Genomic DNA, 13,355 nt, shown 5'->3' on the forward strand with positions numbered 1-13,355 from the left:
AGGAGAGGCGCTGCTCAGCTCGCAGCGCTGCTGATGCAGGTGAGAACGGCGGAATAGTGCACGGCGGCGGCGGTGACGACGAAGCCGTGCCAGATGGCGTTCTGGAAGCGCAACCTTTCCCAGACATGGAAGATCACGCCGAGCGAATAGATGATGCCACCCGCCAGGATGAGGATCATCGTCGTCTCCGTCAGCTGCGACAGAAGCGGACCGGCGGCAAAGACACCGCTCCACCCCATTGCAAGGTAGAGCAATATCGCCAGCTTGTCGAAACGGCCGGGAAAGACGCATTTGATCAAGACGCCAACAATGGCGATTGACCAGATGCCGATCAGCATGCCGAACAGAAAAGGATCGTCCCAGCCGCGCTGCAGGAAGGGCGTATAGGTGGCGGCGATCAGAATGAAGATCGACGAATGATCAAAGCGGCGCAGGAACCACTTTGTCTGCGATACGGGATAGAGATTGTAGAGGAAGGAAATCGACAGGGTCGCCACCAGGCCGGCGCCATAGATCCAGGCGGCAACCAGCTGCCCCGACGTGCTCCAGACGCTTGCATAAAAGATCATCGCCGTGACGCCGATCAGCGCAAAGGCGAGCCCGACGCCATGAACAACACCATCGGCGATCAGCTCAGAGCGATCGTAGTTCCACTTGATGCCCTTGATTTCCATGCACGCCTCTCAACAGCCGGTCCGGCTCTCTCATTGCAGTCTGCCGTCAACACGGCCGGACGGCAAGCCAGATAACCATAACAATTTGACAGGCTGTTAAAGGCTGGAACAGGGTCATCGGGATCAACATTTGCGACAGGCGGACATCAACGCATGCTCGGTGTCCCCCGGTGCAAGGAACGTCAGCTGGATGAAGCATACGGGCGATAACGAAGCGCGTTCACCAGCAGGACAAAGGCGGCGGACGGCTGTTTGCGGCTGGGATAATAGAGGTGATAGCCGGAAAACGGCGTGCACCAGTCTTCGAGAACACGGATCAACCGGCCATCGGCAAGGTGCGATTGGACAACGTCTTCCGGCAGATAGGCCAAGCCCATGCCCTCGACTGCCGCATTCACCCGAAGGGCAATATTGTTGAAGACCAGCCGCCCCTCGACCCGCACGCGCAGCTCATGCCCATCCTTTTCGAACTCCCAGACATAGATGCCGCCATAGGTCGGCAGGCGCATATTGATGCAGGAATGGCCGGTCAGGTCGTGCGGCGTCTGAGGCTTTTGCCGGGTGGCGAAATAGGCGGGGGAGCCGACGGCCGCCATGCGCATGTCGGGCGCGATCCTGACCGCGATCATGTCCTTCGCCACCTGCTCGCCCAACCGCACGCCGGCATCATAACGCTCGGCAACGATATCCGTCAGGCCATAGTCGACAATGACCTCGGCATTGATATCGGGATAGTCCGGCAACAGCTTTGCAAGAGCTGGCCACAATACCGCTTCGGCCGCATGTTCGCCGGCGGTGATGCGGATGGTGCCGGCCGGTTTGTCGCGCAATTCGCTGAGCGCCGCCAGTTCGCTTTCGATCTCATCCATGCGCGGGCCGGCGGTATCGAGCAGCCGGGCTCCGGCCGGCGTCGGCGAAACGCTGCGGGTATTGCGGTTGAGCAGGCGCAGTCCCAGCCGCTTTTCCAGCCCGGTAATCGTGTGGCTGAGCGCCGATTGCGACACGCCCAGCCTGGCCGCCGCCCGGGTGAAACTCTGTTCGCGGGCAACGGCGATAAAGGCGGTCAGATCGTTGATCGGCTGGCGCGGCATTCATGAATTCTCCTCATGAGGCTTAGCGCGTTCTAGCACCTAATCGCGGGTAATCGCACGCGCTAAATACAGGATCATCACTTGCATCATCATCGGCCATGACCGGCCAGCCTGTTTGGAAAGGACATCTGATGAACATCAAGCGCAATGGCTCTGCGCCATCCGCCAAAGGCCCCACAGACTATTTTACTGGAACAGTCCGCATCGATGCACCGTTTCAGGGAACAGCCCCCGCCCGCGTCAGCGGCGCAACCGTGACGTTTGAGCCGGGTGCACGCACCGCCTGGCACACCCATCCGCTCGGCCAGACGCTGCTTGTCGTTTCCGGGTTTGGCCGGGTGCAGCGGCTTGGCGGCCCGATCGAGGAGATCCGGCCGGGCGATATCGTCTGGTTCGAGCCGGGCGAAAAACACTGGCACGGCGCATCGCCAACCACCGCCATGACCCACGTCGCCATCGCTGAAGCGCTGGATGGCAAGGTCGTCGACTGGATGGAACACGTCACCGACGAACAATATCAGGCCTAATCAGGAGCAACCACAATGCAGAAACGCACACTTGGAAATAGCGGCCTTGAAGTCTCGGCCATCGGTCTCGGCTGCATGGGCTTGAGCTTCGGCTACGGCCCGGCCACCGAGAAGCAGCAGGCCATCACGCTGATCCGCACCGCATTCGAACGCGGCGTCACGTTTTTCGACAGTGCAGAGGCTTATGGTCCCTACAAGAACGAGGAGTTGCTCGGCGAGGCGCTCGCCCCCATTCGCGATAAGGTGGTTATCGCCACGAAATTCGGCTTCGACTTCAATGCCGAGGGCGGGCAGAGCGGCATGAACAGCCGTCCACAGCATATCCGCGCCGTTGCCGACGCCGCGCTGAAACGGCTGAACACCGATGTCATCGACCTGTTCTACCAGCATCGCGTCGATCCCAATGTGCCGATCGAGGACGTCGCAGGCACGGTCAAGGACCTGATCGCCGAAGGAAAGGTCAAGCATTTCGGCCTGTCCGAGGCAGGCGCCCAGACCATCCGCCGCGCCCATGCCGTCCAGCCGGTCACAGCCTTGCAGAGCGAGTATTCGCTTTGGTGGCGTGAGCCGGAGGATGACATCCTGCCGGTGCTGGAGGAATTAGGCATCGGCTTCGTTCCCTTCAGCCCGCTCGGCAAGGGGTTCCTCACCGGTGCAATCAATGCGCAGACCACTTTCGACGACAAGGACTACCGCAACACCGTGCCGCGCTTCTCAACGGACGCCCGCAAGGCCAACCAGGCGCTTGTCGACCTGCTCGGCGAGATCGCGGCGGCGAAGAGGGTGACCCCGGCGCAGATCGCGCTCGCCTGGCTGCTCGCACAAAAGCCCTGGATCGTGCCGATCCCCGGCACGACCAAGCTGAACCGCCTCGACGAAAACATCGGCGCTGCCGCTGTCATCCTGTCGGCCGGCGATCTCGCGTCCATCCAGGCTGCGGTCTCGACCGTGACAATTCAGGGCGCGCGCTACTCGGCCGAGCATCAGGCGCGGATCAATCGCTGATCCGGAAGGGGTTCAGAGGGCCGCGCCTGATTGGCATCTTCCGGTCGATGCGCGAGTTGCCGGATGGTAATTCCATCCCAAGCGGCTGCAAAGCAAGCGCCGAACCCCTGGGGCAAACCTCCTGTTTGCCCCAGGGGTTCAGATTGACGGAAACCGGCCCCGGGCGAGACAAAGTGACATCGGCCTGGATAAGCGGCTTCACATTCGCTTGAAAGCCGTGCAACGGTCACGGGTGAAGTCCCCGAATCAGGTAATCTTCTGCGCTGGAACGCTTTTTATCGGCGAGCGAAGGGGTCCCTACGCTTACGGGGGCCAAAGCGCAGAAGGAATATCAGGGCGGATGACAGGTTTTTTCGAAGGGCTTGCGGAGTTTTCCGTCCTGCTCGCCGTGCTCTACGGCGTGACCGTAGCGCTGTATTTCCTTCTTGGCTGCAGCATAATCTGGCTGAACAATCGCAACCCTGAGCGCCGTATCCAGAAGAAAAGGCGTGGCGAAAAACGCAAGGCGGCAGAAATTCGCCTGAGCCTTGCTTCCATTCTCGTCACCTGCCTGTCCGTGACAATCGGTCTTTTCGCCCAATACAAGGGCTGGGCCATGCAACCCTGGGACTTCAACTGGTGGACCGCAGTGCCGCTGTTTCTCCTCTGCATGGTACTGTTTGACGCCTGGTTCTACTTTGCTCACCGGCTGCTCCATACCAAATACTTCTATAAGTACCATCTGGAGCACCATCGCAGCGTCGCGCCGACCGTCTGGAGCAATGATTCCATCGGGCTTGTCGATACCGCCCTGTCGCAGGGATTTTATGCGGTCATCGTTTTCATCGTGCCGTTTCCACCCCTTATCGTGCTGGCCAACCGGCTGTTTGATCAGATCAACGGCACCTTCGGCCATGCCGGTTTTGAATATTTCGCCTCGAAGACGGCCCGCCGTCCCTCGCCGCTGCTGTGCACGACATATCACGATCAGCATCACGCGGAGTTCAAGTATAACTTCGCCAACTACTTCTCGTTCTGGGACCGGGCGCTGGGCACGATTTCTCCCGTTTACGATCGCAGGGTAGAGACATTCGAAAAAGAAGCGCCGCCAATCAACCTGAAGCTTGAACGGCAGATCGCGGGGACGCGTAAAGCCGAGACGTGAGCTTTCAGAAGGTGCGCCTTCTCAGCGGATGGAGGAGACCAGCCGTTGCCACGCCCTGGTTCCAAGGATCGCTCCGCCCATGACAAGCTGTCCGGCCGTGCAAAACGATCGAATACCGGGGCGGCACTGAGCCGTCCCGGTATTCCTTGGTTACACACGCTAAAAACAGCTCTGCTGGCCGCGAAACCGCCCGTTCGCTGTGGATAACGATGCGAACACAGGCGGGCCTTGCTACGGCACGCTCTCAGCGCGGCGCGAGTTGTTCCAGCTCGCCGAGCTTCTTGAGCGCCGCCTGCTGCTGCAGCCAACCATAGTTGATGTTGCTGGCATTCAGTGTGCTGCCCATCTGGAACGGGTACTTGTCGAAGTCCTGGAAAAACTCCTTGATCTTCCCCTGGATCGGCACCAGCAACCACATATTGCGGGCAAGGAAATCGACCGCCCCTCCGCCTTCCTCCAGTCCTTTTTCGTACGGATCCATCCGCAGATTGGCGATGAGCGCCCAGGCCGGGGTTTCGCGGACACCGGTGGCAATATTGCCATGCGCCACCGCAAAGCTCAGTTTCCAGTCGTTCCACCGGATGGCATTCAGGTTCCCGCCCTGGTCGAAATAATAGACGGATTCACGCGGCGGGGTTTTGTTTTCGCCCTTCAGCAAGGAGGTCAGGTCGAAGCCGTCGAGATGGACCTTGAAGGTCTTGGTGCCGGCCTGATAACCCGTCTTCATCTGCTCTTTAATGTCGGTGATGCCAGCGGCGGTCGCGAATGTCGGCAGCCAATCCATCAGTGTCACCGGATCGTTGATCTGCGTGCCCGGCTTCACGACGCCCGGCCAACGGACCATCATCGGGATGCGGAAACCGCCTTCCCAAGTGGTGCCTTTTTCGCCGTGGAACATGGTCATGGCGCCATCCGGCCACAGGGCAATTTCCGCGCCGTTGTCGGTCGTGTAGAGCACGATCGTATTGTCGGCGATGCCAAGGCTGTCGAGCTGATCGAGCAACTGGCCAACGTGCCCATCATGCTCGACCATGCCATCGGCATGAATGCCTTTGCCGGTCTTGCCAAGCGAGTCCTTCTTCAGGTGGGTGAAGACGTGCATGCGGGTCGAGTTGAACCAGCAGAAGAACGGCTTATCGGCCTTGGCCTGACGATCAATGAAGTCCTTGGCTGCAGCCAGGAACTCTTCGTCTACCGTCTCCATACGCTTGGTATTGAGAGCGCCGGTATCCTCGATCTTGCCGTCCGCCGTCGACTTGATGACGCCGCGTGGACCATACTTTTTCCTGAACTCGGCGTCCTTCGGATAGAAATAACCTTCGGGTTCTTCCTCGGCGTTCAGATGGTAGAGATTGCCGAAAAACTCATCGAAACCGTGTTTCGTCGGCAGATGCTCATCGCGGTCGCCAAGGTGGTTCTTGCCGAACTGCCCGGTGGCGTATCCCTTCGATTTCATCACGTCGGCAATGGTCGGCATCCAGTCCTGGATGCCGTGTGGATCGCCCGGCATACCGATCGTCAGGAGCCCGGTGCGGAAGGGCTCCTGCCCGAGAATGAAGGACGCACGGCCGGCCGTGCAGCTTTGCTGGCCATAGCTGTCGGTAAAGATCGCGCCTTCGGCTGCGATGCGATCGATGTTCGGCGTGCGGTAGCCCATCAACCCCATCGTATAGGCGCTGATCTGGGGAACACCGATATCATCGCCGAAAATCACCAGGATGTTCGGCACTTTGCCGGAGGGAGCGGCGGCCTGTGCCTGTGCAGTCGTTGTGGTGGCGATATTGCCGACCGCAACGACACCGGCCGCTAAAGCTGTTGTGCCTATAAGGAGATTGCGTCGCGTTACGTTGCTGTCGTCGTAGGCCATGTCATGTACCTTCCATCGAACGTTGATCTGTGGCGTGAATGTGAGATGCACTGCTGACGCCACAACCGGGCATATTGATGCGGGCATGCACAAGTACGTTACAGTAACATTCCGATATCAGGCACAGTGAGCGGTTCGGGAGCCGCGCTCCCGAACGGGTGGTGCACGCGCAAAACCACGGGCTTGCCTTAACGGTCGATCAGCACCGCACATTTGCAATGGCTGGCGACGCGGCTGGCCGTCGAGCCGATAAAATAATCGATCAGCCCTGGCCGGTGCGAAGCGATGATCACCAGATCGCCTTCCACTTCCTCGGCAAAAGTGTTGATGATGCCGGCGGCACCGCCGATGCGGATTTCGACCTTGCCCTTCGTCACGCCGTGTTTTTCCATCAGTTCCGTCAGCGTTTTCTTGGCATGCTCGCGCGATGCCTCGATCAACTCCAAGGGAAAATCAACGATCATGTAGCCCTGGGCATAGGCATTCAGATCCTCGACGACGTTGAGCAGGATGATCTCGCCGCCCTCGTCGAGCAGCGATTGGGCGCGCTCCAGGATTTTCTCGCCGTGCTCCAGATGGTCCATGGCAATCGGCACGATAATTCTCGAATACATGACGGTCTCCTCGGGTTCGCCGCGCCGGCCGCAGCGCGTGATGACAGGCTTTGCAAGGCCGTCACCCTCGCCGCATTGCGCGGATAGATTCAATATAGGTGTGACACGACAAAAGTCACAACCCGCCATACGGTCGCAGGCGATTGTCAACACGTTGAGAACAGTACATCCTCAAGTCAGTATCTTCCGTGAACGCCGCGCGCGCGTCATATAGTTGGGCAGACAACGGACGGGGACAGAACAATGACCAGCTTCAACCGACGCACCTTCATGAAGTTTTCGGCCACCGCATTGGTCACAAGCAGCGCCGTCACCACAGCCAAGGCAGGGAGCATCCCCATGACCGTTCAAGCCGAAGACCACGCCGTCCGCATGCCAGCCTATGTCGATCATTCGCATCTGGTCGTGCGCGATCTACCGATGGTGTCCTCATGGTACCAGGCCATCATGGGCCTGAAGCCGATCGAGAAGACCGCAAGCGGCGAGACGCTCGGCGTTGCCAGCCGTCCGCTTCTGACCCTGACGACGCAAGGCAATGCGGCCGTCGCGCCGCACAATGCGCCGGGTCTGTTTCACACCGCCTTCCTGATGCCGGACCGCACCGAGCTTGGCCGCTGGCTCGCCCATATCGCCCATAACAACGTGCCGCTTCAGGGCGCGTCCGACCATCTGGTCTCGGAAGCCATCTATCTCGGCGATCCGGAAGGCAACGGCATCGAGGTCTACCGCGACCGGCCGCGCAGCGAATGGAATTACCTGCAGGACGGCATGGTGAAGATGGCGACGCTGCCGTTCGACCTGCAGGCGCTCTATGACGAAGCCCCGAAGGACAAATGGGACGGCATGGCCGCCGGCAGCACGATCGGTCATATCCATCTGCAGGTTTCGGATATCCCGCAGGCCAACGCGTTCTTCGGCGATGTGCTCGGCCTTGACCTGATGGCAAGCTATCCCGGCGCCAGCTTCTTTGCCTCGGGCAAATATCATCACCATGTCGGCGCCAATATCTGGAACTCGCGCGGCGCACCGAAACGCCAGGCCAACATGACCGGTCTTTCAGACTACACCGTGCATTTCAATGATCCGGCCAAGCTGCAGAACGCGATTGCCAAGCTCGACGAACTGGAGATACCGGTAACGCGCAGCGGTGATACCGTCTCACTGATCGATCCCTGGGGCATCGGCCTGAAACTGACCGCCTGACAGCGCCGCAGCACCCTGCAAAACGAGTTTTCAACAGGGTGCCTGCGACGGATTGTACCGGCGCACTCCTTAAAATTGACTATTACAGTCAAGTATTCTAATTCGCCCCGGCATCCGCTCTTGCGGACGTGAGTCTAGGGGTTAGTATTTTGAAAAATAAGAGCATTCTTGTATACGCGCTCGCCACAGCGAGCGCTGCGCCACTGCCTTTGTACGCAGCCGATTGGCGCCCGTCGGTAGAAATCGACGGCACCTGGCGCAGTGGCAATTCAAGCGCCAGCGGCGGCTTCTTCCTGCCCATCCTGCTCGATTCGGGCAATGCGCTGTTCATCGATACGCAAGGTGCCTTCATCGAGGGTGGCGTGCAGCGCGGGTCGATCGGCGCGGGCTATCGCATGCGGGCAAGCGACGACTGGGTGGTCGGCGTCTATGGCTATTACGACTACCTGAACAGCGCCTATGACAATTCCTTCAACCAGCTGTCCTTCGGCGTGGAAGCGCTCGGACCGGTGTTCGAAACACGCGCCAACATCTACCTTCCGCTCGGCGACGATCATACGCTTGCCGGAATGGGCCGCGGCGAAGTCAGCGGCGGCAAGCTGATGTTCCGCGAAGGCATGGAACGCGCCCGCCGAGGCGGCGATGTCGAAGCCGGTGTTCGCGTACCGCTGTCTGGCGCCAGCGACAAAATGCAGCTGAAGGTGTTTGCCGGCAGCTACTGGTACGACGGTGACAACATCGACGACAAGCTGGGTGCCAAGCTGCGCGCCGAACTGTCCTTTGCCGACCTGCCCGGCCTTCCCGGTGGATCGACGGTGACGATCGGTGCGTCTGGTTCCTACGATAACGAAGATCACTTCAAGGGTGCGGCGATGGCGCGGTTGCGCGTGCCGCTCGGTGCGACCTCGTCCACCGGCTCGTCAGATCCGTTCGACCCGCTGACGCAGCGCGTCGAGCGCAATCGCACCATCGAGACCCATCGTGGTGCCACCGGCGATCTCGAGAAGGCTATAGTCGAACTGAACGGCCAGACCGCAGGCAATGTTATCGACGTCTCCGCCGCCAATGGAGATGCCGCCGCCATCAACGCCATCATTGCCGCGGCCGGCGACAACGCGCTGATCCTTGCCAACGGCGCGATCGGGCTTGACCAGTCGTTGACGCTCAACAACGGCCAGGTGCTGCTCGGCGGCGGCGGCTTGCTCAGCCTGCGCGGCGCCTCAAGCGGCGGCGAAGGCTGGTTCCGCAACCATGGTGCTGCCACGACGCTGACGGGCTACAATCCCGCCCAGGACGTTGTTACCATGGCATCGAACAGCGCGGTCTCGACACTGTCGATTACAGGTGGCCTGGCCGCAATCGGCGGCACAGATGCCTCGAACCTGATGATCGACCGTGTCGATATTTCCGGCACCAGCCATGACGGCATCCGGTTTGACCGGGTGAACGGTGCGATTATCCAGAACTCCAGCATCCACGACCTCTACATCTGCGAAAGCAGCACGGAATGCGAATTCTCGGTGTTCGACCCGAACCGGGCGCCCTATGCCGCCGTCAGCGCGCATGGAACCAGCAACCTGACGATCCGCGACACGGAAATCGACAACGTGACCTACGGCCTCTTTGCCGGCAGCGCGATCGATGAAAATGATTGGCCGCCGGTTATCACCAACGCCGCCAGCAACATCACCCTGGACAACGTGACGATCTCGCGGTCGCGCCGCGAGGGCCTGCTGTTCGTCGCAGCAAACGATGTGAACCTCAACAAGGTCACGATCGACAACTCCATGCAGGAACGCGACATGGACCTCGTCGTATTGCAGGGAACGCGCGACGTCACCATCACCGACATGGTGCTGAAGGGCGGCATCAATGGTCTGATGATGGTCACCTCCAGCAGCATGCCGGAAGGTGCCGTGACCACGAATGTCAATGTCGATGGGCTGACGATCGACGGCACCCGCAATGCCGGCATCTTCCTCAATCCGGTTTCCGGCATCAGCTTCAAGAACGTGGCGATCACCAATGCCGGGACCTACGGCGCGTTCATCTACGGGAGCGACTGGGACTTCCTTGGCGGGCCGATCAGCGACATCACCTTCGACAATGTCACGATCGATAAGGCCGGCACGGCGGGGCTCTACTTCATGGGACCATCGCTGGATGTCAAAGGTGACGTCACCGTTACCGGCACCCCGCGCGATTGCAAGGTCGATCCGTCCTGGGACGGCAGCCTCGGCGGTTCACTGACACAAGGCCCAGGCTCGGTCCTCACCGTCAATGGCAGCGTACTTGACCAGACAAACTTTGGCGGCCGTTGCGGCGGATAAGGCAAATTGAAATCGCTGTCCGCACCTGATGTCAGGTGCGGACAGCGGTCCTTCGAGGCTTAGTGCGTCGCACCGGAGCCACCGGCCGCAACGATCGCAAACGGCATGCCTTCGACGGAAATGGTCGCGGTTTGCTTCAGCGTTTCAGTGTTGATCATCCGCACCAAGCTATGGCGCGGATCGGTGATCGCGATGCTGTCGCCGGCAACCGCAAGCCGCGGACGCGGATCGCGCCAATGGCCATCCTTGCTATAGGGCTCGGTGACGCCGGCAGACCGGACGATCTTGCCGCTGACGACATCCAGCACATGCAGCTTGCCATCCTCCGTCAGGATATAGGCGTTGCGGACATTGGCCGGATCGAGGATGAAATCGACACGGCGGGTGGGAAGTTCGACCAGCCGATAGGGTGAAGCTGCGTCCGGATCGATCAGCACGACCTTGTCGTCACCGTAATTGCCGAGAAAGAACTGCATCGACCGGCCGCCGAGCAGGGTCGAAACCTTGCCCTCCGGCAGATCGCTGCCATAGGCGACCATTTCCAGCTTCGGCCCATCGAGCCCGCCGGGCCGGGCGACAAGAACGCCTTCGGCGCAACCGAAGGCGACCAGACGTGCCGATGACGCTTCGCCATGCAGCCCAGTGCATGTCGCGACATCACCAACCTGCTTGCCTTCCCGGTCGACAATGCGCAGGCCAAGCCGCGGGGGCAGCTCATCCGGCTTCACATCCGTCGTCATATTGGGCAAGGAAACGAGGATATGCTGCCCCATCGGCACGGCGACGCCATGATGCGCGGCCGTGGTATCGACACTTGCAGCAATTCCCTTGCCTTCCAGCAGCGCGCTTTCCTGAAACAGATCGACCTTGCCGCCACGATCGTAAAAGACCGCCACATCATCGCCATGCGTGACCACATGGCCCGGCTTCTTGCCGGTGATGACGCCGGGCAACAGTTTCGGATCGGAAATTTCGATATCGCGGTGCTCGCCATGATCGGCCAGTGCGATGCCGGACGCGATGACCTGCACTGTGTCCTTGTCGCCCTGCACCGCAAAAACGGTCTTGCCGCTGTCGCTCAGGGACAGTGCGGCGTAACCGCCAAGATCGAACCGGCCGAGTTCCTTGCCGCTGGCCATATCGAGCGCCCGCACCACGGGCTGGGTGTGATCGGCGACGAACAGCCGCCATGTTTCCTGATGATCATCGGCGAAGGCTGGAAGGGGAGACAGCGCCGTCAGCGCCAGAACAGCGGCGGCCCGCATCGGTTTGCCAAGATGGATCGGCATGAGTTTCTCCTGCAATATTTATGTAATAACGTAACATTGCGGATTGTTATAAAGTTACACCCACCTTGTCCATCCAGAAAATACGGCATCTGACATTCTGCGGGTATTTAACGGGTCACTGCGGGATGCAGCTTGATTGGGAAGAAACGCGGATCAGCCGGAACCAAGATAATGCGTCACAAACAAAAGACGCGATCTGGCGAGGCGGCAGAAATCACATTGCAGCGCAGCAAAAATTGTACCGTTCACCCGATGCTACCCTTCGTTGGTCCGCACCAATTCCCCCCAATAAAGGTTCAACGAGACGCGGTTACATTCGCATCAACTACTATTGCTCATCCACAATAACTAGTGTATCCACAGAATAACAAACTTAAAACTATGTTACCAATTGATTACCAAGACAAAATTTCATCATTTTGTCACAAATTCGACGCTTACGCTGCCTGAATTTTAGGCAAAATGCTCAATAATTTTGTTTTATTCGCAATAATTACGCACGCGTATAATCGAATTATAAAAAACAACCAGAAATAGAGAGTGTTAATAATAAATATAGTGTGAGGCTTAAAGTGATGACCAATATCGCTGTCATAATACCTTTCTATCAGGCAGAAGACGGAATCCTGCGCAGGGCTCTCGATTCAGTTGCGCTGCAGCAATTGCCCCCCGGCGTTGCGCTGAAGATTGTTGTCGTCGATGACGCCTCGCCGCACCCCGCCAGTGACGAGCTTGACGGATTCTCGTTCAAGTGCGGGCACTCGCTCAACGTCATCACGCAGGTCAATTCGGGCCCTGCCGGAGCACGGAATGCCGGTCTCGACAGCCTTGCCGGCGAAGAGATCGATTTCGTCTCGTTCCTCGACTCCGACGATATCTGGACTCCCCTGCATATCCAAAGGGCATTGTCGGCGCTGCGGAAGAGCGATTTCTTTTTCTGCAATCACGTCAGAAGCAAACATTACGGCGACTATTTCCGTTGCCTGCCCGAGACATGGCAGGCCCTTAGCCAAAACCGGGGGGCAGGTCAGTCGCAGCTGGTCAAGGTCTTCGGTGCGGGTGAACTGACGCGGACAATGATCCGCGAATGCCCGCCGCAGACATCAACCGTCGTCTACAATTTCCGCAAAAACCCGACCCTTCGCTTCAACACCTCGCTCAGAAGTGCCGGAGAAGACCACATCTTCTGGATCGAGTTGTCGATTGACAACGCAACGGCGGTCGATGTTCGTGTCAATGTGAGCTGTGGCGAGGGACTTAACCTTTATTGGTCAAACGTTTCCTGGGAAAGCCCGAAATCGATCAGTATCCAGGGCTGCCTTGCCATCCAGTACAACTATATGCGCAACAACAGCCGCATCTATTCCATGGATGCTGAAACCATCGCCTTCAGGCAGAGACTGTATGAGGGCGCTTATGTCTATGCGCTCCTGCGCGGAGCCGCGAAGCGGTTTCTTCCGGACCCCAAGGTCTTCACCAAGCTGGTATCACACTATCCGGCTTTTATCCTGCGCTGCCCGACAAACCTTGCCTTCTTCGTCATGAACAGGAAGGTGATGACCGATGTGACTTCGGTAAAAAACGTCCCTAGCGCGGACCTCGCCGCGTAGG

11 protein-coding genes are annotated in these 13,355 nt (G+C 59.1%); 6 read left to right on the forward strand and 5 right to left on the reverse strand.

From position 1 onward, the window contains the following. Positions 1–14: 14 nt before the first annotated feature. Together ASC96_RS14210 and ASC96_RS14215 are read right to left on the reverse strand one after the other, a co-directional pair. A complete protein-coding gene (locus tag ASC96_RS14210) occupies positions 15–674 on the reverse strand; it encodes a hemolysin III family protein (protein ID WP_060503695.1) in 660 nt (219 codons plus the stop codon). Between the two features lie 182 nt (positions 675–856). Next, the gene (locus ASC96_RS14215; protein WP_060503696.1) at positions 857–1,765 is read right to left on the reverse strand and encodes a LysR family transcriptional regulator; all 909 of its coding nucleotides are present in this window, start codon (positions 1,763–1,765) and stop codon (positions 857–859) included. Between the two features lie 131 nt (positions 1,766–1,896). Between ASC96_RS14215 and ASC96_RS14220 the strand changes: the two genes are divergently transcribed. From ASC96_RS14220 to ASC96_RS14230, 3 genes are all read left to right on the forward strand, one after another. Then, positions 1,897–2,292 (forward strand): cupin domain-containing protein, encoded by a 396-nt coding sequence (locus ASC96_RS14220; RefSeq protein WP_060503697.1) that lies wholly within the window; start codon positions 1,897–1,899, stop codon positions 2,290–2,292. A 15-nt stretch (positions 2,293–2,307) separates the two neighbouring features. Beyond that, the gene (locus ASC96_RS14225; RefSeq protein WP_060503698.1) at positions 2,308–3,297 is read left to right on the forward strand and encodes an aldo/keto reductase; all 990 of its coding nucleotides are present in this window, start codon (positions 2,308–2,310) and stop codon (positions 3,295–3,297) included. A gap of 217 nt (positions 3,298–3,514) precedes the next feature. After that, positions 3,515–4,441, forward strand: coding sequence for a sterol desaturase family protein (locus ASC96_RS14230; protein WP_244482054.1), 927 nt, complete (start codon positions 3,515–3,517; stop codon positions 4,439–4,441). Between the two features lie 244 nt (positions 4,442–4,685). On the opposite strand, the gene ASC96_RS14235 is transcribed toward ASC96_RS14230, so the two are convergent. Further along, positions 4,686–6,308: an arylsulfatase gene (locus ASC96_RS14235; protein WP_060503700.1), complete on the reverse strand. Its 1,623-nt coding sequence runs from the start codon at positions 6,306–6,308 to the stop codon at positions 4,686–4,688. A 188-nt stretch (positions 6,309–6,496) separates the two neighbouring features. Further along, complete coding sequence (locus ASC96_RS14240; protein ID WP_060503827.1) at positions 6,497–6,922, reverse strand: universal stress protein; 426 nt, start codon at positions 6,920–6,922, stop codon at positions 6,497–6,499. Positions 6,923–7,261: 339 nt separating this feature from the next. On the opposite strand from ASC96_RS14240, the gene ASC96_RS14245 reads away from it, so the two are divergent. Together ASC96_RS14245 and ASC96_RS14250 are read left to right on the forward strand one after the other, a co-directional pair. Then, on the forward strand, positions 7,262–8,125 hold the full coding sequence (locus ASC96_RS14245) for a VOC family protein (protein ID WP_112834566.1): 864 nt from the start codon (positions 7,262–7,264) through the stop codon (positions 8,123–8,125). Positions 8,126–8,274: 149 nt separating this feature from the next. Continuing rightward, on the forward strand, positions 8,275–10,455 hold the full coding sequence (locus tag ASC96_RS14250; protein WP_162246351.1) for a right-handed parallel beta-helix repeat-containing protein: 2,181 nt from the start codon (positions 8,275–8,277) through the stop codon (positions 10,453–10,455). A gap of 59 nt (positions 10,456–10,514) precedes the next feature. Here ASC96_RS14250 and aztD read toward each other — a convergent pair whose 3' ends face one another. Next, positions 10,515–11,720 (reverse strand): zinc metallochaperone AztD, encoded by a 1,206-nt coding sequence (gene aztD / locus ASC96_RS14255; RefSeq protein ID WP_112834567.1) that lies wholly within the window; start codon positions 11,718–11,720, stop codon positions 10,515–10,517. Between the two features lie 599 nt (positions 11,721–12,319). Here aztD and ASC96_RS14260 point away from each other — a divergent pair. Continuing rightward, positions 12,320–13,354: a glycosyltransferase family A protein gene (locus ASC96_RS14260; RefSeq protein ID WP_060503703.1), complete on the forward strand. Its 1,035-nt coding sequence runs from the start codon at positions 12,320–12,322 to the stop codon at positions 13,352–13,354. Position 13,355: the final 1 nt, after the last annotated feature.

The organism is Rhizobium sp. Root1204, from assembly GCF_001424965.1.
Lineage (GTDB): Bacteria > Pseudomonadota > Alphaproteobacteria > Rhizobiales > Rhizobiaceae > Pararhizobium.